The following is a 20,558-nucleotide window of genomic DNA, read 5'->3' on the forward strand; positions in this document are numbered from 1 at the left end:
CACCGGCATCCTGTGCGGGTATTCCAGTATAAGATAAGATAACGCCCGGGCAAGCCGCCGCCTGGGGCGGCTTTTTATATTCGGTTCAGATATTTGCATGCGCATCCTGCTTTCCAATGACGACGGTTACCGGGCCCGGGGGCTCGCCAGCCTGCGCGAGGCCGTACGCACGGTCTGCGACGATGTGGTCACGGTGGCGCCGGACCGCAACCGCAGCGGCGCCAGCAACTCGCTGACGCTGGAGACCCCGTTGCGGGTCCGGCTGATCGAGGACGGCCTGTACTGCGTCGAGGGCACGCCCACCGATTGCGTGCACCTGGCGATCACGGGGCTGCTCGACGACGAACCGGACATGGTATTGTCCGGCATCAACGAGGGGGCCAACCTGGGCGACGACATCCTTTATTCCGGCACCGTGGCCGCCGCCACGGAGGGCCGCTTCCTGGGCCTGCCGGCGGTCGCGGTTTCGCTCGCCGGCGAACAACAGGCGCACTACGCCACCGCGGCACGCGTGGCGGTCACGCTGCTGGAACGTCTGAGCCGTGACCCGCTGCCGGCGGACACCATCCTCAACGTCAATGTGCCCGACCTGCCGTGGTCCGAGCTGCAGGGGTTCGAGGCGACCCGACTGGGCCATCGCCACCGCGCCGAGCGGGTGGTGAAGGACCGGGATCCGCGGGGGCGGCCGATCTACTGGATCGGTCCCGCGGGGCCGGAGTCCGATGCCGGTCCGGGCACCGATTTCCACGCCATCGCCAACCGCAAGGTCTCGATCACCCCGATCCAGACCGATCTGACGCGTTTCCAGGCCCTGGATCAGGTCGCCGGCTGGGTGGGACAGTTGTGAGCACGGATGTCCGGCATCCGCACGCGCTCGGTCTGGGCATGACCTCGGAGCGCAGCAGACACCGGCTGATAGAGCGGCTACGCGGCATCGGCGCCGGCGACGAGCGGGTATTGCAGGCCATGGCACGCGTGCCGCGCCACCAGTTCGTCGACGAGGCGATGGCGAGCCGCTCCTACGACGACACCGCGCTGCCCATCGGCTACGGTCAGACCATCTCGCAGCCGTTCGTGGTCGCCCACATGACCACGTTGCTGCTGGGCGAGGGCGAGCCGCCGGCCACGGTCCTGGAGATCGGCACCGGCAGCGGCTACCAGGCGGCGGTGCTCGCCGAACTGGTGCGTACCGTCTACACGGTCGAACGCATCCCGGCCCTATACCGCCGCGCCCGCACCCGTCTGTTGGAGATCGGCTACCGCAACGTGCGCGTGCGCCTGGCCGACGGCACGATCGGCCTGCCGGACTACGGTCCCTTCGACGCCATCCTGGTGACCGCCGGCGCCGAGACCCTCCCGGAAGCGCTGCTGGAGCAGTTGCGCGAGGGCGGCCGCCTGGTCGCGCCGGTGGGCGGCCGGGAAGGGCAGCGGCTGGTCGTGATCGACCGCCACGCCGATGGTCTCGACCGGCAGGAGCTGGACCCGGTCAGCTTCGTGCCGCTGCTGCCGGGTGTCGAGGAATGACCACCGGCTGCGTCAGACGTTTGTATCAAACCACAGAGGCGCACAGAGGCGCACAGAGGAAGGATTTTGTGGCCATCCCGGAAACCCGGAAGCGCTGCCCGCGCCTCGGGGGAATCATATCGTTCGTCCGTCGTTCTCTCCGCATGCCGGACCGGCGCGCAGCGCCGTCCGGGATGATGAAAAACAAACCTCTGTGCGCCTCTGTGCGCCTCTGTGGTTCGCTTTCACCGTTGGAGGCTTGCTGCTGATGTGGCGACGCCTCTACGACGCGACCCTCCGGGCGGCGGGCCATCGGCATGCCGAGGGCTATCTGACGGCGCTGTCGTTCACGGAGTCCTCGTTCTTTCCGATCCCGCCGGACGTGATGCTGGCGCCGATGGTGATGGCGCGCCGGGAGCGGGCCTGGCGCCTGGCGCTGATCACCACGGTCGCCTCGGTGGCCGGCGCGCTGCTCGGCTACGTCATCGGTCTGTTCCTGCTGGAGACGGTGACACCCTGGCTGCAGGCCATGGGTCACTGGGAGAAATACCTCACGGTGCGCGGCTGGTTCGCGACCTGGGGGTTCTGGGCGATCCTGGTGGCGGGCTTCACGCCGATCCCCTACAAGGTCTTCACCATCGCCGCCGGCGCCGGGGCGATGCCGTTGCTGCCGTTCGTCGCGGGCTCGCTGGTCTCCCGCGGCGCGCGCTTCTTCCTGGTGGCGGGGCTGGTACGCTGGCTGGGACCCGCATTCGAACAGCGGCTGCTTAAATACATCGATATCATCGGATGGGTGCTGCTCCTCGCCATCGTCGTCGGCTGGCTCGTCTATCGCTTTCACTAGCCGTGGCCGGGCTGTTGCTGGCCGCCTGCACGGCCGGCCCGCTGTTCCGTCCGGACACCTATACCGTGCGCCGGGGCGATACCCTCTATTCGATCGCCTGGCGCTACGGCGTGGACTGGCGCCGGCTGGCGCGCTGGAACGGTATCGGGCCGCCGTACGACATCTATCCGGGCGACGTGCTGCACCTGGACGGGCGCACACGCAGCGTCGCTTCCTCGACTTCCTCCTCCTCGTCGTCGGCCCCGAGCGGCGGCGCGTCGCGCGACGGCGGCCAGCGCACCGCACGCGCCTCGTCTCCGGCGCCGCGCGACCGACCGGCGCCGATGGCGAGCGACCTGGACTGGCGATGGCCGGTGGGCGGGAAGGTGCTGCGCGGCTATTCCGGCAGCCACGCCCGCCGCGGCATCGATATCGCCGGCAGCATGGGGGACGCGGTCCGGGCCGCGGCGCCGGGGCGGGTGGTCTACAGCGGCTCGGGGCTCAAGGGCTACGGCAACCTCGTGATCATCAAGCACGACGACCGATTCCTGTCCGCCTACGGATTCAACCGCCGCCTGCGGGTGGGCCAGGGCGAGACCGTGGGCGCCGGCCAGCATATCGCCGACGTGGGGCTCGGTCCCGAGAACCGGGCGATGCTCTATTTCGAAATCCGCCGCGACGGCGAGCCCGTCGATCCGCAGCGCCTGCTGCCGCGCCGCTGAGCCGGCCCGCGCCGCCTCGCCAGTACCGGCCATTTCTGGCAGAATCCGCGGGTTTTACGGGCGCCCGCGCGCGCCCACCATCCAGGAACCGATGCCCGTGACCGCGCCGAAGACAGAATTCCCGCGTATCGAACGGCTGCCGCCGTACGTCTTCAGTATCGTCAACGACCTGAAGATGGCGGCGCGAGCGCGCGGGGAGGACATCATCGACCTCGGCATGGGCAACCCGGACCAGCGCACGCCGGATCATATCGTCGAAAAGCTGGTGGAGGTCGCGCGCCGGGAGGATACCCACCGCTACTCCATGTCGCGGGGCATCCCGCGGCTGCGGCTGGCGATCTGCGACTGGTACAAGCGGCGCTACGACGTGGATCTCGATCCGGACAGCGAGGCCATCGTCACCATCGGCTCCAAGGAAGGCCTGGCGCACCTGATGCTGGCCACGCTGGAGCGCGGCGACCAGGTGCTGGTGCCCAATCCCGCCTATCCGATCCATCCCTACGGGGCCGTGATCGCGGGCGCCGACGTGCGCCACGTGCGATTGATGCCGGACACCGATTTCTTCGCCGAGATGGAAAAGGCGATCAAGGAATCCTGGCCGCGGCCCAAGATGATGCTGCTCAACTTCCCCTGCAATCCCACCACGCAGTGCGTGGAGCTGGATTTCTTCGAGCGGGCGGTGGAAGTCGCGCGCGAGTACGGGCTCTGGATCGTGCAGGATCTGGCCTACGCGGATCTCTGCTTCGACGGCTACGAGGCGCCCTCCATACTGCAGGTGCCGGGCGCCAAGGACGTGGCGGTGGAGTCGTTCTCGCTGTCCAAGAGCTACAATATGCCGGGCTGGCGCGTCGGGTTCCTCTGCGGCAACCCCACGCTGATCGCCGCCCTGGCCAAGCTCAAGTCGTACCTGGACTACGGCATGTTCACGCCCATCCAGGTGGCGGCGATCGCCGCCATGAACGGCGACCAGAGCTGTGTCGGCGAGATCCGTGAGATGTACCGCAAGCGCCGCGACGTGTTCTGTGACGGTCTTAACGACATGGGCTGGCATGTCGACAAGCCCAAGGCCACCATGTTCGTCTGGGCGCGGTTGCCGGAGCCCTACCGCGAGATGGGCTCGCTGGAATTCTCCAAGATGTTGATCCGCGAGGCCGGGGTGGCGGTATCGCCGGGCATCGGTTTCGGCGACTACGGCGACGAGTACGTGCGTATCGGCCTGATCGAGAACGAGCAGCGCATCCGCCAGGCGCTGCGCAATATCAAGCGCATGCTGCGGCGGGATTCGGTCATCGCCTGATAGGGGCGCGACCCGTGATTGGTGATTCGTGATTCGGTGATTCGGCGTCGGACGCCGTTCGCATGGACGAGGAGAGGCTTTTGAAACCGGTCAATGTCGGGCTGTTGGGACTGGGCACGGTGGGTGCCGGCACGGTCAACCTGCTGGCCGAGAACGCGCGCGAGATCACGCGCCGCGCGGGTCGCACCGTACGCGTGACCCACGCCGCGGTGCGCGATCTGTCCAAGCCGCGTGCCTGCGATGTCGAGGGTATCCGGATCAGCGACGATCCCGCCGCGGTGGTCGCCGACCCGGAAGTGGACGTGGTGCTGGAGCTGATCGGCGGCACCGACGAGGCCTACCGGCTGGTGATGGCGGCGATCGAGCACGGCAAGCACGTGGTCACCGCCAACAAGCACCTGATCGCCCTGTACGGCAACGAGATCTTCGCCGCCGCCGACAACCGCGGCGTGGTGGTCACGTTCGAGGCCGCCGTGGCCGGCGGTATCCCCATCATCAAGGCTATCCGCGAGGGCCTGGCGGCGAACCGGATCGAATGGCTGGCGGGCATCATCAACGGCACCAGCAACTTCATCCTCAGCCAGATGATGTTCGAGGGCAAGGAATTCGACGAGGCCCTGGCCGAGGCCCAGGAGCTGGGTTACGCCGAGGCCGACCCGACGTTCGACGTCGAGGGCGTGGACGCCGCCCACAAGCTGGCGATCCTGGGTAGCATCGCCTTCGGCATCCCGCTGTCCTACGACCAAATCTACACCCAGGGAATCCGCGACCTGGCGGTGGAGGACATCGCCTATTGCGAGGAGATGGGCTACCGCATCAAGCACCTGGGCATCGCCCGGCGCCAGGACGGCGGCGTCGAGATGCGGGTGCATCCCACGCTGGTGTCCGAGAAGGCGCTGCTGGCGAGCGTCGAGGGCGAGAAGAACGCGGTGATGGTCTACGGCGACGCCGTCGGCCCGACCGTGTATTACGGCGCCGGCGCCGGCGCCGGTCCCACGGCCTCGGCCGTGGTAGCCGACCTGATCGACACCGTGCGCATCATGAGCGTCGATCCCGCCGGCCGCGTGCCGCACCTGGCGTTCCAGCCCGATCAGATCAGCAACGAGCCGATCATGGGCGCCGAGGACTTCTATTGCGGGCATTACTTCCGCATCCAGGTGGCGGACGAGCCGGGCGTGATGGCCGAGATCACGGGCCTGCTCGCCGAGCTGGACGTCAGCATCGAGGCGATCCTGCAGAAGGACCCGGAGGAGGGCGGCGACGACGCCTTCATCATCATCGTCACCAAGCCCGTGCGCGAGGGCCGTCTGATCGAAGGCCTGGACCAGATCCGGGCGCTGCCCTACACCCGCGAGGGCGTGGTGCACATGCGCGTCGCCCAGTTCGAGGACTGAAAAACATTAACCACAGAGGCACAGAGATCACAGAGAAAAGAGTAAATATCTAATTGATATTGAATATTCTTTTTTGCCCCGTGTTCTCTGTGTCTCTGTGGTTGGCTTGGAAATGAAATCATGAGTCAGCGTTACACGGGTTTGATCGAGCGTTACCGGGACCGCCTGCCGGTGGCCGACGACGCCCGTCTGATCAGCCTGGGCGAGGGGGCGACCCCGTTGATACGCCTCCACAACATCCCGCGCGACGTCGGCTTCGGGGGCGAGTTGTACGTCAAGTACGAAGGGCTGAACCCGTCCGGCTCCTTCAAGGACCGCGGCATGACCATGGCCGTGACCCAGGCGGTGTCCGAGGGCGCCAAGGCCATCATCTGCGCCTCGACGGGCAATACCTCGGCCTCGGCCGCGGCCTACGCCGCGCGCGCCGGCATTACCGCCTTCGTGCTCATTCCCGACGGCAAGATCGCCATGGGCAAGCTGGCACAGGCGATGGTCCACGGCGCCCGCATCGTCCAGATCGCCGGCAACTTCGACGACGGCATGCGGCTGGTGCGCGAGGTCGCGGAGACCGCGCCGGTGACCATCGTCAATTCCATCAATCCCTACCGCCTGCAGGGTCAGAAGACCGCCGCCTTCGAAATCCTGGAGGACCTGGGCCGGGTGCCGGACTATCACTGTCTGCCGGTGGGCAACGCCGGCAACATCACCGCCCACTGGATCGGTTACAGCGAGGCCGCGGCCGCCGATCACGCCCACGTCACCGAGGCCTGCACCTACTGTGGCGGCCGCTGTGCCTACGCCGGCGGCGGCAAGGAGGAACGGCCGGTGATGGTGGGGTACCAGGCCAGCGGCGCCGCGCCGTTCCTGCGCGGCGCGATGGTCGACGACCCGGATACCGTGGCGACCGCCATCCGCATCGGCCATCCCCAGAGCTGGGACCCGGCCTGGGCCGTCAACCGCGAATCCGGCGGTTGGTTCGACGAACTCGGCGACGACGAGATCCTGGCGGCCCAGAAGCGTCTGGCGGCCCGCGAGGGCGTGTTCTGCGAGCCGGCCTCGGCGGCCTCGCTGGCCGGCGCCCTGCGCGACATCGAGCAGGGCCGCATCGCCGACGGCAGCACCGTGGTCTGCACCCTCACCGGGCACGGCCTCAAGGACCCGGACATCGCCATCAGCCAGGGCGAGAAGATCGAGACCGTGCCGGCCGACCGGGCCTCGGTGGAGGCCATCATCCGCGACGCGCTCTAAGAAGAAGACTAACCACAGAGACACAGAGCACACGGAGGTAAAAAGGAAGACATGGTCGGGGGTGGCGCTGAAGCGATGAGGCATCGCCGATACCCGTCTACCGGCCATATTGGCTCGTTCTCTGTGTCTCTGTGGTTCGCGATCGAATGAAGATCGAGCGTCGGCCGGTGCCGGAGGTGTCGCTGCCGGACGACCTGCCGCCCGTGCTGCGGCGTGTCTATGCCGCCCGGGGTATACGTGACGCCGAGGAACTGGTTCTGGGCCTGGACCGGTTGCCGGGTTACCAATCCCTGTCCGATATCGAGGCCGCTGCGGCACTACTTCAGGAAGCGCTGACGCAAGATCGGCGCATCCTCGTGGTGGGCGACTTCGACGCCGACGGCGCCACCGCGACGGCGCTCGCGGTGGATGCGCTGCGCGCCTTCGGCGCGACGCGCGTGGATTACCTGGTGCCGGACCGGGCCCGGCACGGCTACGGCCTGAGCCCGGCCATCGTGGAGGCCGCGCGCGCATACGAGCCGGACCTGATCGTGACCGTGGACAACGGCATCGCCAGCGTCGCCGGGGTGGCCGCGGCGCGCGCGGCGGGCAGCCGGGTGCTGATCACGGACCATCACCTGCCGCCCGCGGAGTTGCCGGACGCGGACGCCATCGTCAATCCCAATCGGGTGGACTGCGGGTTCCCGTGCAAGGCGCTGGCCGGGGTCGGCGTGCTGTTTTACGTGATGCTGGCGCTGCGGGCGCGGCTGCGCGACGCCGGCTGGTTCGCCGGGCGCGACGAGCCGGGGCTGGCGGATTACCTGGATCTCGTGGCCCTGGGCACGGTGGCGGATGTCGTGCCCCTGGATCGCACCAACCGCATCCTGGTCGCCCAGGGCCTCAAGCGCATCCGCGCCGGCCGCACCCGGCCGGGACTGCTCGCGCTTGCCAACGCCGCGGGCCGGGATCCCGGCCGTCTCACGGCCGCCGACATCGGCTTCGGTCTGGCACCGCGCCTGAATGCCGCGGGCCGCCTGGAGAACATGGCCCTGGGGGTGGACTGCCTGCTGGCACCGGATACCGAAACGGCGCGCGAGGCGGCCCTCACGCTCGAGGGTCTCAATGCCGAGCGACGCGAGCGCCAGGCGCGGATGCAGGATGCGGCCTTCGCGGCCCTGGACGGCCTCGATCCGGGCGAAGGCGGCCTCCCGGCGGGTCTCTGCCTGCACCGGCCGGACTGGCACGAGGGCATCGTCGGCCTGGTCGCGGGGCGCGTCCGCGAGCGCTACCATCGACCGGCGGTGGCTTTCGCCGACGCGGGCGCGGGCGGCCTCAAGGGGTCGGCGCGCTCGATTCCGGGCGTGCACATCCGGGATGTGCTGGAGAACCTGGCGACCCGTCATCCGGACCTGATCGACCGGTTCGGCGGCCACGCCATGGCGGCGGGCCTGACCCTGCCCGCGGACCGTTTCGAAGCGTTCCGCGCGGCCTTCGCCGAGGAAGTCGGCCGCTGGGTGAGTGAGGACATGCTGCAGGGCGTGGTCGTCAGCGACGGCGAGCTGTCCGACGCCGAGCTCGGCCTGGAGATCGCGTACGCCCTGCGCGAGGGCGGCCCCTGGGGGGCCGGTTTCCCGGAACCGGTGTTCGACGGTGTGTTCGCGGTGCTGGATCAGCGCATCGTCGGCGAGCGGCACCTCAAGCTGCGCCTGGGGACCGACGGCGGCCGCGCCGTGGACGCGATCGCCTTCAACCATGATCGCGAGGCACCCGACCGGGTGCGGGCGGTCTATCGGCTCGACGTCAACCGCTACCAGGGCATCGACAGCGTGCAACTGGTGATCGAGCACATCGTGCCCGCGGGGGTGTGATATCGTCGGCGGGTCGTCCGAAGCTCTCTGAATCACGAAAGATGCCCGAAATTCTTCGCGGAAACAGGCCATTGCAGGAATTCGAGGGTAGGGGGGTGCGCCCGTGAGCGCTTCCGTGGCTCCAAGCCCGGACACGCCGGAGCAGCGCCTGATCGAGGACTTCGAGCGTCATCTCCGGAACCTCGAGTCCGCCCGCACCTTCGGCAAGGCGGTGCACCAGTCCCGCGTGCTCGCGCTCGGACTCAAGCTGCTCGACAGCGATGCCGGCATAGCCGCCCTGTATGCGTTCGCGCCGCGCTTCGGGCCGGCCGGCCTGTTTCTCGGCAGCGACTGGGATCGGCCCGAAACCCTGCAACCCGGCTTCGTGCGGGGGACATTGCTCGGCGGCGGCCTGAATCCGGCGCTGGAGTGCCTCAGCGAGCTGCGGACCCTGGCGATCGCGGCCGGCGAGGCCGAGGGTCCGGAGGGCTTCGGCCGCGACGAGGCCCGGCGGTTCCTGGAAGCGGTCCTGGCCCAGAACCTGGATCTGTTGTTCCCGCCGGCCACGGAAGCGGCGCGCGAGCAGGCCGGCCTGATGGGCGAGCGGCTGAGTCGCCTGTTCCGGTTCCTGCTCGCCGAGTTGGGCGCCGACGGTATCCTCGGCGCGATGGTGGGCGAGGTCGAGCGCGTCCTGCTGCAGCGCCCGATCATGATCCAGCGCGTGGAACGCCTGCTGCACGCCGCGAGCGAGGCCCTGGAGCGGGTCGAGGTGGACGACGAGGCCGCGATCGAGGCCCGTCGCCTGATCGGCGCGCTCCATGGTCCGTCGGCCTGCGCCGCGGCCCGTTCCCTGGACGAATACCGCGATGCCATCGCCGCGCTCGAGCCCGAGGATCTGGACGAAGAGGCACGGATCTTCGGGGAAGCCATGGCCGGCACCGGCCTGGTATCGCCGCAGCATGCTGTATTACTGCGCTATCTGGTCGACCAGGCGCCGGAACTGTTGCCGGATGCCCTCGCGCTGGACCGGGTGGGCCAGGTCAGCCTGGAGGAGAACCGGGGCCTGATAGCGGAGATCATCCGTTTCGCGATCCGCCCCGAGACCGCGCGTTGCATCTACGGTCTGTCACGGATGCTGGAGCGTGGCACGCTGTTCTTCCCGCCGGTGGCCCCGGGACTGCGCCGTCTCATGGTCCTGCCCATCCATCCCGAGGTCGAGCGCCAGTTGCAGGAGGCCAGCGAATGGCCCGATCCGCCTCCGGGCAAGGTCTTGCTGCTGGCGGGGACCCTGTCCGTCCTGGGACAGCCGCGCGGTGTCGACCAGGGGCATAACCCGACCTGCCAGGCGGCCCGGGCGATCAGCATGTGGGCCCAGAACGATGTGGGTTACCTGCTGGAGTTGATCGCGCGCGGGGCCCGCGACGACGAACTCGTGATGCACTTCGAGGGTGACGCCATTCATTCCGGCGAGTTGAGCTTCGGCTTGGCCCAGACCCTCCACACCGAGCTCGATCCGGTCTCGCTGGTGCTGACCCCGCACCTCGACCGGATCTACATGGAGATGAGCCGCCGCACCATCGGCCGCACCGGCGACGGTCACCGCTGGGTGAACCCGGAATTCCACGGCTGGTGGGTCTATCGCGGTTTCGACGAGGTGCTGGACGAGGTCACCGGCGGGATCCGCGAGTGCGACGAGTTCATCCGGTTGTTCCACGCCGCCTATCACCCCGAGTACAACGGCGGGCGTCAGCTCGTCTACGTCCAGCCCTGCGGCGTGGCCGTGACCGACCATGACGGCAACTTCGTGGGATGGCACGCGATTGCGATCCAGCGTGTCGCGCGTGACGCCGACGGCGTCTGGCGGGTGTATTTCTTCAACCCCAACCGCGACAAGGGCCAGAACTGGGGGCAGGGCGTGATCACCTCGACCCACGACCACGGCGAGTTCGAGGGCGAATCCTCGCTGCCCTTCGAGCAATTCGCCTCGCGGCTATACGTGTTCCACTACAAGGACATCGAGTTGGGCGACCCCGACGCCGTGCCGGCCGATACGGTGGCCTCGGTACGGGATGCGATCGCGGCGTCCTGGGCGGCCAAGATGGCCTGGGCGCCGAAGGCGTAGCCAAGCCGCCGCCCGCCGCAGGGCGCTAGCCTGGCGGGTCACGAGGGCGCGCCACGGGGAGCGCCCACGCCCCCGCGGGAGATGTCACTCCCGACGAGGGCATGGGCCGGGACCGTCCTCAGACGTAGAAGTCCAGTTCCTCCTGGTGCTTCAACAAGTCCCGCAGCTTGTGCGGGTCGTCGCCGAAGAAGAACACCAGACCCCAATGGGTGCCGAAGGCACTGCGCTTGGTCACGGTCTCTTCCATCGGCTGGGCGAGCTCGTGGAACTCGTAATACGGGTGCTCCTCGGTCTCCTTCGGAATCTCCAGACGGCTCACCACGCGCCGGCGCGGATAGACGCCGAAGCAGCCGGCGTAGCCCTTGGCGTCCTTGACCGGCGTCGGGAAGAAGGCCTCGACCTCCTCCTCCGTGGTATGCGGGTCGGAGACCAGGATCGTGGCCTGATAGGGACTGAAGCCGTAGGCCCGCTCCATCAGCTCGAAGGCCTTGAAGCCCGGCGGGCGATAGGCCACCTCGCCGAAGTACATGGTGCCGTCGGAGGTGACGAAGAACTCCGGATGGATCTGGCCGAACTGGATGTCGAAGGTCTTGACCAGTTTCTCGATCTCCCGGGTGATGGCGTCACGCCAGCTTTCGAGCTCCGGCGTCGCCGGCACGAACACCGAGTAGCCCAGGGTCACGTACTCCGAGATGTTCAGGAACCGGATCTTGCCGTTGTGGATCCAGGCCTCGACCGCGAACTCCCAACCGTCGAGATGGCTCTCCATCAGCAGCGGATACTCGCTGTCCGGGATCGAGTCCACTTCCTCGGGGGTGCGGATCACACGGTGGCCCAGGCAGCCGGCCTTGTCGAAATACTTGAGATGGATGGGATCGTTGGGATCGCCGTCCAGCTTGAGCAGGGTCTGGTTGACCCGGCGCAGGAAGCGCACCACATCGTCCTTCTCGTGCGCTTCCTCGAAGATGCCCACGCGCAGACCGCCGAGCTGGGCGCGGCGCTTCATCAGCGCCTTGTCGCGGAACAGCAGGGCCTGGCCGTGAAGGCGAGGACTGTCCATGAGCACGGCGTTGATGGCGCCGGCCCATTCGACGGTCTCCTCGAACAGCGGGATCGCGACGTCCACGCCTTCGTCCCGAAGTCGCTCGGCGATCTCCATGGACTTGTCGTTGAGCCGTTCGAAGTTCCAGGGGATGTAGGGAATGCCGTGTTCCTTGGCGTAGTCCTCGGCCCAATCCGGGGCGACCACGACATAGCGGCGATCGAAGCGGTCGGCGGCCTCGATCGCGCCCAGGCTCCAACCCAGAAGGGCCACGTAGCCTTTGTCCGGGTTTTTCTCGGTCATGCGATTCTCCTACGTTAGCTGCCGGCAGGAAGCGGTCGGCGGTGCTGTATGCCGCCGCTGTGCCGGGCGGCGTTCGCGGGAACGCCGCGGTTACTTGCGTTGACGAATACCCATTGACCATAACATAGGGGTGCCCGGAGTCCCGTGATGCCGCCACCTCGCGTACCCGAAATCGCCACACGCATGGGTAGTGCCCCCCGCTCGACACGCGGACTAGCTTGCGAGAGGCGGTCGAGGTGCGGCCGCGCCGCGAGAGAGGACCAGGCATGAACGATAAGAACCGGCAGATCGTGTTGAAGCGCAACCCCCGGGGCGCGTTCTCGCCCGAGGACTTCGAGGTTCGGGAAACCGCCGTGCCATCGCCCGATGAGGGCGAGTTCCTGGTGCGCAACATCTATCTGTCGCTGGATCCCGCCAACCGGCTCTGGGCGGCGCCCACCGAGACCTATGTGGCGCCGGTGCGTACCGGCGAGGTCATGCGCGGCTTCACGGTGAGCGAGGTGGTGGAATCCCGGCATCCGGACTTCCGACCGGGTGACCTCGTCCAGGGCATGGACGGGTGGCAGGACTATGCCGTCTCCAACGGCGTCAACCACAACGGTCGCGGCGTGGTCGACACCTGGAAGCTGGACGGCGTGCGCGCGGCCGGCCTGCCGCTGACCACGGGCCTCAGCGTGCTCGGCACCACGGGCCTGGCGGCCTATTACGGCATGCTGCATGTGGGGCAACCGCGACAGGGTGACACCGTGCTGGTGTCCGGGGCGGCCGGCGCCACCGGCTGTGTCGCCGGCCAGATCGCCCGCATCAAGGGCTGCCGCGTCGTGGGCACGGCCGGCTCGGAGGAGAAATGCCGGCTGGCGCGCGACGAATACCGCTTCGATGCCATGATCGACTACAAGGCCGAGGATATGGACACGGCCTTGGCCGAGCACGCGCCGGACGGGATCGACGTCTATTTCGACAATGTCGGCGGCGATACCCTCGACACGGCGCTGGCGCATACCGCGATGGGGGCACGGGTGGTGATCTGCGGGGCCATATCCCAGTACACCACGGCCGAGCAGGGCATCCAGGGGCCGGCCAATTACGCCCATCTGCTGTTCAAGCGCGCCTCCATGGCCGGTTTCATCGTGCTGGACCACTATCCCGACCTGCGGGGCCGGATGGAGGCCGACCTGATCCAGTGGATCAAGCAGGATCGGCTGCATTACCGGGACGAGGTGGTGGACGGCCTCGAGAACGCGCCCGAGGCGGTCAACCGGCTCTACGACGGGCGCAATCTGGGCAAGCTCATGGTGCGGATCGCCGACGAGCCCTGAGAGGGGCTTTGCAATCCGACTGGCCGTTTGCCGGGGCGTTTCCCGGAAGAAACAATCCACAGATGACACAGATGGACGCAGATTAAAGAATAGTCTCGGCCAATCTGCGTCAATCGGCGTTAATCTGTGGATAAAAACAAACGCCTTGGTTTGACTCGGCGCCGACCGCGAAGCGCCCCGGTAACCGAATTGCCGGATTGGAAGCGGACTTGGGCGGGCGATTCCCGGAAGAAAGAATCCGCAGATGACGCCGATGGACGCAGATTAAAAGACAGTCCCGCCCAATCTGCGTTAATCGGTGTCATCTGTGGATAAAAACAAGCGCCTTGGCTCGGCACGGCGCGATCGCGCAGCGCCCCGGCGACCGAACTGCCGGATTGGAGCGGACCTGGGCGGGCGGTTCCCGGAAGAAGCGATCCACAGATGACACAGATGGACGCAGATTAAAGAACAGTCCCGCACAATCTGCGTCAATCGGCGTCCATCTGCGGATAAAAAAAATGCCTTGGTTTGGCACGGCGCCGACCGGACGATGATGTCCGGATCCGGCGAGACAACCCGCCGCCGGCGAGGCATGATGCCGTCCATGGAACTCACGGACGCAAGTTGCGAGCGCGCGCGCCGGTCCCGGGACGCCCGGTTCGACGGCCGTTTCTTCGTGGCCGTGCGCACCACCGGCGTGTTCTGCCGTCCCACCTGTCCGGTGCAGCCGCCGAATGCGGCCAATGTCCGCTTCTACGGCACGGCGGCCGCCGCCTCGGCGGCCGGCTACCGGCCGTGCCTGCGTTGCCTGCCCGAGCTCGCCCCCGGCGTGCGTGCGTCCGACGGTTCGCCGCCGCTCGTGACGCAGGCCCTGGCGTTGATCGAGCGCGGTTTCCTCGACGATGCCGACAGTGCGGCCCTGGCCGCGGCCGTGGGCGTCACCGACCGCCATCTGCGGCGCCTGTTCGCGTGTCACATCGGCGCCACGCCCCAGCGCGTGGCCCACACCCGCCGGCTGCTGTTCGCCAAGCACCTGCTGGACCAGAGCGCCCTGAGCGTGACCGACATCGCCTTCGCCGCCGGCTTCGGCAGCGTGCGTCGCTTCAACAGCCTGATCAAATCGACCTGGGGCCGGTCGCCGCGGGCGCTGCGGCGGTACCGCGCGGCCGCCGACGAGGGCATCCGGCTGCGGCTGGATTATCGGCCGCCGCTGGATTGGCCGGCACTCCTGGATTTCTATCGCCACCGGGCGATTCCGGAGGTGGAATCGGTCGGTGAGACGACCTACCGCCGGAGCGTCCGCGTCGGCGACGGATCGGGGTGGTTCGCGGTCCGGCCGGCGCCGGACGGCCATGCCCTGGAACTGGAGGCCCATCTGTCGGACATGGGACATCTGCTGCGGCTGGTGCGGGGCGTACGGCGCATGTTCGACCTGGATGCCGATCCGCTGGCGGTGGCGGCGGCCCTGGGGGACGACCCGCTGCTGGGTCCCGTGATCGAGCGCCAACCGGGCCTGCGCGTGCCCGGCGCCTGGGACCCGTTCGAGGTGGCGGTGCGCGCGATCCTGGGTCAGCAGATATCGGTTGCCGCGGCGCGAACGCTGGCCGCGCGGCTGGTGGCGCACTACGGCGGTTCGCTGGGCGACGGGACGGCGGCAGGCCCGACGCGCACCTTCCCGGCGCCCGCGACGCTGGCCGAGGCGCCCCTGGAGACGCAGGGCGTGATCGGCACCCGCGCCGCCGCCATCCGTGAACTGTCAGCCCGTACGGCGTGCGGCGAGCTGGATTTCGAAGCTCCGGACCTGGCCGCCCGACTGCTGGCGATCCCCGGTATCGGCGACTGGATCGCCCAATACGTCTGCCTGCGCTCGGGACTGGACCCGGACGCCTTCCCGGCCGCCGACCTCGGCCTGTTGCGGGGCGCCGGGGAAGGGCGCGACATGACCCCGGCGAAGCTGCGCCGCCGGGCCGAGGCGTGGCGGCCCTGGCGGGCGTATGCCGCCATCTGTCTCTGGCGGCGCCACGCGGAATCGATGGCACGATAGGAGAGCATCATGCGCTACACCCACTTCGACAGTCCCGTCGGCCGGCTGCTCCTGGCGCGCGACGCCCGCGGCCTGCGCCGCATCGGCTTTCCCGAGGGCCGGCTGGCACCGGAACCCGGGCCCGGCTGGGAGCGGGACGACAACGCGTTCGACGATGTCCGCGAACAGCTCCAGGCCTATTTCGACGGCCGTCTCACGGCCTTCGATCTGCCGCTGGCGCCGGTCACGACACCCTTCCAGGGCCGGGTGCTGGCGGAACTGAGGAAAGTGCCCTACGGCCGCACGGTGACCTACGGCGAGCTGGCCCGCCGGGTCGGCAACCCCCGGGCATCGCGCGCGGTGGGCATGGCCAACGGCCGCAACCCCTTGCCGATCGTGATCCCGTGCCACCGCGTGATCGGCGCGGACGGCTCCCTAACGGGCTTCGGCGGCGGCATCGAAGTCAAGCGCAGATTGTTGAAAATGGAGGAAGAATATCGATCCCCATGATCGCAACGGTACTATCCTTGTCAGAGAGTACCGTTGTCAGATCCATACTCTCTCATTGACAGAATGTGCGTAAAAACTTACAAATATATAGTCAAACGAGTACATAAATGAGGGAAATATGCGCACAGGGAGCTGGAGGCACATGTGTGCGGGGGGATTGGCCGCCTTGTCGCTACTCGGCACTGCGGCGGCGCAATCGGGAACGGATGTCGGGCCGGATGATTATCTGACCGTCCTTCCCTTCTACATCTCCCCCGATGACGACCGCAGCACCGACGGAGACGGTGTGGGCATCGCCCTGGGCTACGGGCGGCAACTGTCCGGCGGTTTCTATTGGGAAGGGCAATTCTTCGCCGACATCCTGGAGACCGATCTCGGGCCGCAGACCGACTACTATCAATACGGCCTCGGCCTGGACCTGACCTATCGTTTCTTCCGCGATGCCGGGGTCTCGCCCTTTGTCCTGGCCGGTGCCGGCGCCGTGCATAACGACGTCCTGCCGGATCGGGACGACGGCACCGATGCCTACGCCAATCTGGGGCTCGGCTTCCTGACCCGCGAGCTGACCGACGGCGGACTTCGCATCCGCGGCGATGCACGCTACATCCACGACACCTTCGAGACCGGCGGCAACGACGGCATGAGCGATTGGCGCGTGGGGATCGGTTTCCAGGTGCCCCTAGGCCGGCGCGTGGTCGAACGCGAGGTCGTGCGCGAGAAGGTGGTTAAGCGCACCGTCCCGGTGGAAATTGTCGACAGTGACGGGGACGGGGTGCCGGACAAGAACGACGATTGTCCCGACACCCTTGAAGGTCTGGCCACGGACAACCGCGGCTGTGCCGCCAAGGGGGCCCAGACCCTCAGGCTCGAAGGCGTGACCTTCGAATTGAATTCGGCGCGTCTGACCGCGCAAGCCCGCCGCACCCTGCAGCGGGTAGCGGACGCCATGCGCAGCGAGCCGTCGCTGCGGGCCGAGATCGCCGGCCACACCGATGCCACCGGCAATGCCGCCTACAACCAGCGGCTATCGCAGCAGCGGGCCCAAGCCGTGCGCGCCTTCCTGGTCTCCAAGGGCATCGACGCCGATCGCCTGCGGGCCCGCGGCTACGGCGAATCCCAGCCCGTGGCCAGCAATGCCACCGAGGAAGGACGCCGGGCAAACCGGCGTGTCGAGTTCCGCGTCATCGATTGACATTCCACGCCCGCAGGGCGGACCGAGGTAGGTACCCATGGAAAGGTTGAGATTCGCGAGAATCCTGTGTCTGGTCGTCATGCTCGCGGTTGGCGGGACGATCGCCGGCTGCAACAGCGCGGACGACGACGGCGGTCCCGGCTCCAGCATGGCGGACCGCGACGACGACGGGATCGATAACGATTTCGACAATTGCCCCGACGACGCCAATCCCAACCAGGCGGACGCCGACGGCGATGGCGTGGGCGACGCCTGCGATGACGATATCGACGGCGACGGCGATCTGAACGATGCCGATAACTGTCCGCTGACCGCCAATCCGGCGCAGGCGGACGGCGACGGCGACGGCATCGGCGACGCCTGCGACAACGACCGCGACGGCGACGATGTCGCCAATTCCGCCGATAACTGCCCGGATACCGCCAATGCCGACCAGGCGGACACGGACGGCGACGGTATCGGCGATGCCTGCGACACCGACAGCGACGCCGACGGTGACGGCGTACAGGACGGTAACGACAATTGCCCGGCCGTGGCCAATCCCGGCCAGACCGACACCGACGGCGACGACATCGGCGATGCCTGCGACGATGACGACGACGGCGACGGCGTGGCCGACGGCAACGACAATTGCCCGCTGGTCGCCAACGCCGCGCAGACGGATACCGATGGCGACGGCATCGGCGACGCCTGCGACAACGACGAGGATACCGACGGCGACGGCGTCGACGACCGGGTCGACAACTGCCCGGCGGTCTCCAACCCCGCCCAGACGGATACCGACGGTGACGGCACGGGTGACGCCTGTGATGACGACGATGATGGCGACGGCGTGGCCGACGGCAGCGACAACTGCCCGCTGACGGCGAATGCCTCCCAGACCGATACCGACGGCGACGGCACCGGTGACGTCTGCGACGGCGATGACGACGGCGACGGTGTGGCCGACGGCGACGACAATTGCCCGCTGGTCGCCAACGCCGACCAGACGGATACCGACGGCGACGGCATCGGCGATGCCTGCGATGCCAATACCGACACCGACGGCGACGGTATCGAGAACGATGCCGACAACTGCCCGAACACGCCCAATACCGACCAGGCGGACGCCGACGGCGACGGCACGGGCGACGTCTGTGACCCCGACAGCGACAACGACGGCATCCTCGACGACGGCGACGGCTCGGGCACGGCCGGGGACAACCCCTGCACCGGTGGCGACACCGCCGACTGCGACGACAATTGCCCGCTGACGCCCAATGCCGAGCAAACCGATGCGGATGGCGATGGCGTGGGCGACGTCTGCGACACGCTGGTCGAAGGCGCCTGCGGGGTGGGCGACCAGTTCGAGCTGCAGGCCATCGTCGAGCCGGAGGCCACGGTCAATGCGGGTACGGAATCCCTGTGCCTGCTCTGCTCGGTGACCGGCAGCGCCAACGTGATCGATGCCAATCTGGACAACGCTGCGAGCATGAACACGGCCGTGGGCGTCACCGGCAGCGCCTTCATCACGGTGAGCGACACGGATACCGTTTATGACGGTACCCGCGAAGTCGGCTTCATCGTGTCGGACCCGGCGGATGCCCTGAGCCTCGACCTGCTGAATGCCATCGACATCAGCCTGCTGCGCGATGGCAGCATTGTGGCGACCACCAATGACAGCTCTTCCTTGTCCCTGGATCTGCTGACCCTGTTCGGGGACGACAGCCGTGAGCTGGTCCTGGTGACGGCCGACGGCGTGACGTTCGATGCGGTTCGGATCGATTTTTCCGCGCTGGTGAGCGTTCTGACGTCCCTCGACGTTTACGCCGCCTGCGTGGGGCCCGACCAGACCGCGCCCTGATCCGGGCCCCAGCGGTCGCGGTCGCCAAGGATTAAACCTGGCGGCCGCGGACCGCGATCGCTTGATCCAACCGCCCTGAGCCGGGGAAGATTGGGCGGTAAGGATCACGGCGGGGAAAGGGCTTGCGCCGTCCGACACTTCTGGCGATCTGTGCGCTGCTTCCCTGGGGCGCAATAGCCTTCACCGGAGGCCTCGGCACGTCGGCCCCGGACATGCCGCGCAGCGCCTTCGCGTACAGCGACGAGGACACCGCCCGGGCGCGCGAGCGCCTGGTGGGCAAGTGGTATGGCAAGGTGACCCACGAGGACGGCACGGTCCAGCGCTGGTTGGTGCACCGCGCGGAGGACGGGACCTACCTGATCCACTTCCGCGTCACAGCGCCGGACGGCGAGATCCGGGATTCGCGCGAGATCGGCATGTGGGGCATCCGCATGCCGATCTATTTCACCTCGGTGCAGTATTTCGTCGAGGACGACCGGGCGATGCCCGCCGATACCCGGCGGCCGGCCCTGTACGACGCTTACCGCGTCCAAAAGCTAACCGACGATATCTTCCGCTATCGCAGCTACCGTTCCGGCACCCGCTTCGAGGTCCGCAAGGTCGCGCCCGATTTCGAGATGCCGGCGGCGCCGGACGAGCAGGGCGGAGACAACCCTTGAGGCCGCCTTGTCCCCATGTCTGCCGCGGCAGGGTGTAACGGGGTTTGTCGATTGAAATCGCCAACAGAGGATGACATCGCCATGCGAATCGCCGCAGCGCTAACCGGCCTCGTCCTGGCCTGTCTGGCCGTTCCCGGCATCGCCCACGAGGACGGCAAGCACGTCGTCCCCGAGGCCGAGCGCGACCGAGCCGCCGAGCTCCAGGCCGAAGGACCCTCCGAGAATGCCGGCATCGCCGGCGTCCGGGACCTCGGCAGGATCGGCATCGGCGGGGAATTCGAAACCCCGGACGGCCGCATCCTGCGCGCCCGCGAGATCACCATCGAACCCGGCGGCGTGGTCGCCGTCCATCGCCACCAGGGGCGTCCCGGACTGGCCTATATCCTGGAAGGCGAGATCGTCGAGCACCGCAACGACGCGGAGGAGCCCATCACGCGCGGCATCGGCGCCGTCTCGTTCGAGAAGACGGGCGTGATCCACTGGTGGGAGAACCGCGGCGACAGCACGGTGCGGGCGCTGGTGGTGGACATCGTGCCGGCGGAGTGACGATCGAACGACGGGGCACGCAGCCTGTAGAAGTGACAACATCCTTTTTCACATACCCTTGATCGCAACCGATTGTTTTCATTAGAAAGCAGACACTACTCCATGGGCTGACTATAAAGCGATTTGACAGAAAAAAATTCGCTGTCCTAGTTTCGGCCCAGGCGTGATGAAAACGCGTTGCGCCGGTTGGCACGAAACATTGGG

At 67.7% G+C, this 20,558-nt stretch carries 17 protein-coding genes; 16 read left to right on the forward strand and 1 reads right to left on the reverse strand.

Annotated features, from left to right (window positions below; translation table 11 throughout):
• The first annotated feature begins 97 nt into the window (after window positions 1-97).
• The 9 genes from surE to PC39_RS08965 all read left to right on the forward strand — a co-directional run bounded on the left by surE (window position 98) and on the right by PC39_RS08965 (window position 10,935).
• Window positions 98-847: a 5'/3'-nucleotidase SurE gene (gene surE, locus PC39_RS08925; protein ID WP_353253032.1), complete on the forward strand. Its 750-nt coding sequence runs from the start codon at window positions 98-100 to the stop codon at window positions 845-847.
• Between the two features lie 38 nt (window positions 848-885).
• Window positions 886-1,524 (forward strand): protein-L-isoaspartate(D-aspartate) O-methyltransferase, encoded by a 639-nt coding sequence (locus PC39_RS08930; protein WP_502950870.1) that lies wholly within the window; start codon window positions 886-888, stop codon window positions 1,522-1,524.
• A gap of 247 nt (window positions 1,525-1,771) precedes the next feature.
• A complete protein-coding gene (locus PC39_RS08935; RefSeq protein ID WP_353253034.1) occupies window positions 1,772-2,347 on the forward strand; it encodes a YqaA family protein in 576 nt (191 codons plus the stop codon).
• 2 nt (window positions 2,348-2,349) lie between these two features.
• The gene (locus PC39_RS08940; RefSeq protein WP_353253035.1) at window positions 2,350-3,048 is read left to right on the forward strand and encodes a peptidoglycan DD-metalloendopeptidase family protein; all 699 of its coding nucleotides are present in this window, start codon (window positions 2,350-2,352) and stop codon (window positions 3,046-3,048) included.
• 97 nt (window positions 3,049-3,145) lie between these two features.
• The gene (alaC, locus tag PC39_RS08945; protein WP_502950869.1) at window positions 3,146-4,345 is read left to right on the forward strand and encodes an alanine transaminase; all 1,200 of its coding nucleotides are present in this window, start codon (window positions 3,146-3,148) and stop codon (window positions 4,343-4,345) included.
• 80 nt (window positions 4,346-4,425) lie between these two features.
• Window positions 4,426-5,739 carry a homoserine dehydrogenase gene (locus PC39_RS08950; RefSeq protein WP_353253037.1) on the forward strand — a complete coding sequence of 438 codons (1,314 nt, stop codon included), beginning with the start codon at window positions 4,426-4,428 and terminating at the stop codon, window positions 5,737-5,739.
• A gap of 120 nt (window positions 5,740-5,859) precedes the next feature.
• Window positions 5,860-6,987 (forward strand): threonine synthase, encoded by a 1,128-nt coding sequence (thrC, locus tag PC39_RS08955; protein ID WP_353253038.1) that lies wholly within the window; start codon window positions 5,860-5,862, stop codon window positions 6,985-6,987.
• Between the two features lie 146 nt (window positions 6,988-7,133).
• Window positions 7,134-8,834, forward strand: coding sequence for a single-stranded-DNA-specific exonuclease RecJ (gene recJ, locus PC39_RS08960; RefSeq protein ID WP_353253039.1), 1,701 nt, complete (start codon window positions 7,134-7,136; stop codon window positions 8,832-8,834).
• A gap of 103 nt (window positions 8,835-8,937) precedes the next feature.
• Window positions 8,938-10,935, forward strand: a complete 1,998-nt coding sequence (locus PC39_RS08965) for a hypothetical protein (protein WP_353253040.1) — start codon at window positions 8,938-8,940, stop codon at window positions 10,933-10,935.
• A 118-nt stretch (window positions 10,936-11,053) separates the two neighbouring features.
• Here PC39_RS08965 and PC39_RS08970 read toward each other — a convergent pair whose 3' ends face one another.
• Complete coding sequence (locus PC39_RS08970; RefSeq protein WP_353253041.1) at window positions 11,054-12,280, reverse strand: ATP-grasp domain-containing protein; 1,227 nt, start codon at window positions 12,278-12,280, stop codon at window positions 11,054-11,056.
• A gap of 266 nt (window positions 12,281-12,546) precedes the next feature.
• Here PC39_RS08970 and PC39_RS08975 point away from each other — a divergent pair, with 266 nt between their 5' ends.
• The 7 genes from PC39_RS08975 (at window position 12,547) to PC39_RS09005 (ending at window position 20,354) form a co-directional block, all read left to right on the forward strand.
• Complete coding sequence (locus PC39_RS08975; RefSeq protein WP_353253042.1) at window positions 12,547-13,599, forward strand: NADP-dependent oxidoreductase; 1,053 nt, start codon at window positions 12,547-12,549, stop codon at window positions 13,597-13,599.
• A gap of 586 nt (window positions 13,600-14,185) precedes the next feature.
• Window positions 14,186-15,625: an AlkA N-terminal domain-containing protein gene (locus PC39_RS08980; RefSeq protein WP_353253043.1), complete on the forward strand. Its 1,440-nt coding sequence runs from the start codon at window positions 14,186-14,188 to the stop codon at window positions 15,623-15,625.
• 9 nt (window positions 15,626-15,634) lie between these two features.
• Window positions 15,635-16,114, forward strand: coding sequence for a methylated-DNA--[protein]-cysteine S-methyltransferase (locus PC39_RS08985; protein WP_353253044.1), 480 nt, complete (start codon window positions 15,635-15,637; stop codon window positions 16,112-16,114).
• A gap of 142 nt (window positions 16,115-16,256) precedes the next feature.
• Window positions 16,257-17,306 (forward strand): OmpA family protein, encoded by a 1,050-nt coding sequence (locus PC39_RS08990; RefSeq protein WP_353253045.1) that lies wholly within the window; start codon window positions 16,257-16,259, stop codon window positions 17,304-17,306.
• A gap of 37 nt (window positions 17,307-17,343) precedes the next feature.
• A complete protein-coding gene (locus PC39_RS08995) occupies window positions 17,344-19,149 on the forward strand; it encodes a thrombospondin type 3 repeat-containing protein (protein WP_353253046.1) in 1,806 nt (601 codons plus the stop codon).
• Window positions 19,150-19,361: 212 nt separating this feature from the next.
• On the forward strand, window positions 19,362-19,808 hold the full coding sequence (locus PC39_RS09000; RefSeq protein WP_353253047.1) for a hypothetical protein: 447 nt from the start codon (window positions 19,362-19,364) through the stop codon (window positions 19,806-19,808).
• Window positions 19,809-19,889: 81 nt separating this feature from the next.
• A complete protein-coding gene (locus tag PC39_RS09005; RefSeq protein ID WP_353253048.1) occupies window positions 19,890-20,354 on the forward strand; it encodes a cupin domain-containing protein in 465 nt (154 codons plus the stop codon).
• Window positions 20,355-20,558 lie beyond the last annotated feature (204 nt).

This window comes from Salinisphaera sp. PC39, assembly GCF_040361335.1.
GTDB lineage: Bacteria > Pseudomonadota > Gammaproteobacteria > Nevskiales > Salinisphaeraceae > APNM01.

Coding starts and splice junctions, on each gene's coding strand:
- PC39_RS08985 (WP_353253044.1), top strand. CDS start 15,635: ATGCGCTACACCCACTTCGACAGTCCCGTCGGCCGGCTGCTCCTGGCG.
- recJ (WP_353253039.1), top strand. CDS start 7,134: ATGAAGATCGAGCGTCGGCCGGTGCCGGAGGTGTCGCTGCCGGACGAC.
- PC39_RS08995 (WP_353253046.1), top strand. CDS start 17,344: ATGGAAAGGTTGAGATTCGCGAGAATCCTGTGTCTGGTCGTCATGCTC.
- PC39_RS08990 (WP_353253045.1), top strand. CDS start 16,257: ATGTGTGCGGGGGGATTGGCCGCCTTGTCGCTACTCGGCACTGCGGCG.
- thrC (WP_353253038.1), top strand. CDS start 5,860: ATGAGTCAGCGTTACACGGGTTTGATCGAGCGTTACCGGGACCGCCTG.
- PC39_RS09005 (WP_353253048.1), top strand. CDS start 19,890: ATGCGAATCGCCGCAGCGCTAACCGGCCTCGTCCTGGCCTGTCTGGCC.
- surE (WP_353253032.1), top strand. CDS start 98: ATGCGCATCCTGCTTTCCAATGACGACGGTTACCGGGCCCGGGGGCTC.
- PC39_RS08970 (WP_353253041.1), bottom strand. CDS start 12,280: ATGACCGAGAAAAACCCGGACAAAGGCTACGTGGCCCTTCTGGGTTGG.
- PC39_RS09000 (WP_353253047.1), top strand. CDS start 19,362: ATGCCGCGCAGCGCCTTCGCGTACAGCGACGAGGACACCGCCCGGGCG.
- PC39_RS08980 (WP_353253043.1), top strand. CDS start 14,186: ATGGAACTCACGGACGCAAGTTGCGAGCGCGCGCGCCGGTCCCGGGAC.
- PC39_RS08975 (WP_353253042.1), top strand. CDS start 12,547: ATGAACGATAAGAACCGGCAGATCGTGTTGAAGCGCAACCCCCGGGGC.
- PC39_RS08935 (WP_353253034.1), top strand. CDS start 1,772: ATGTGGCGACGCCTCTACGACGCGACCCTCCGGGCGGCGGGCCATCGG.
- PC39_RS08930 (WP_502950870.1), top strand. CDS start 886: ATGACCTCGGAGCGCAGCAGACACCGGCTGATAGAGCGGCTACGCGGC.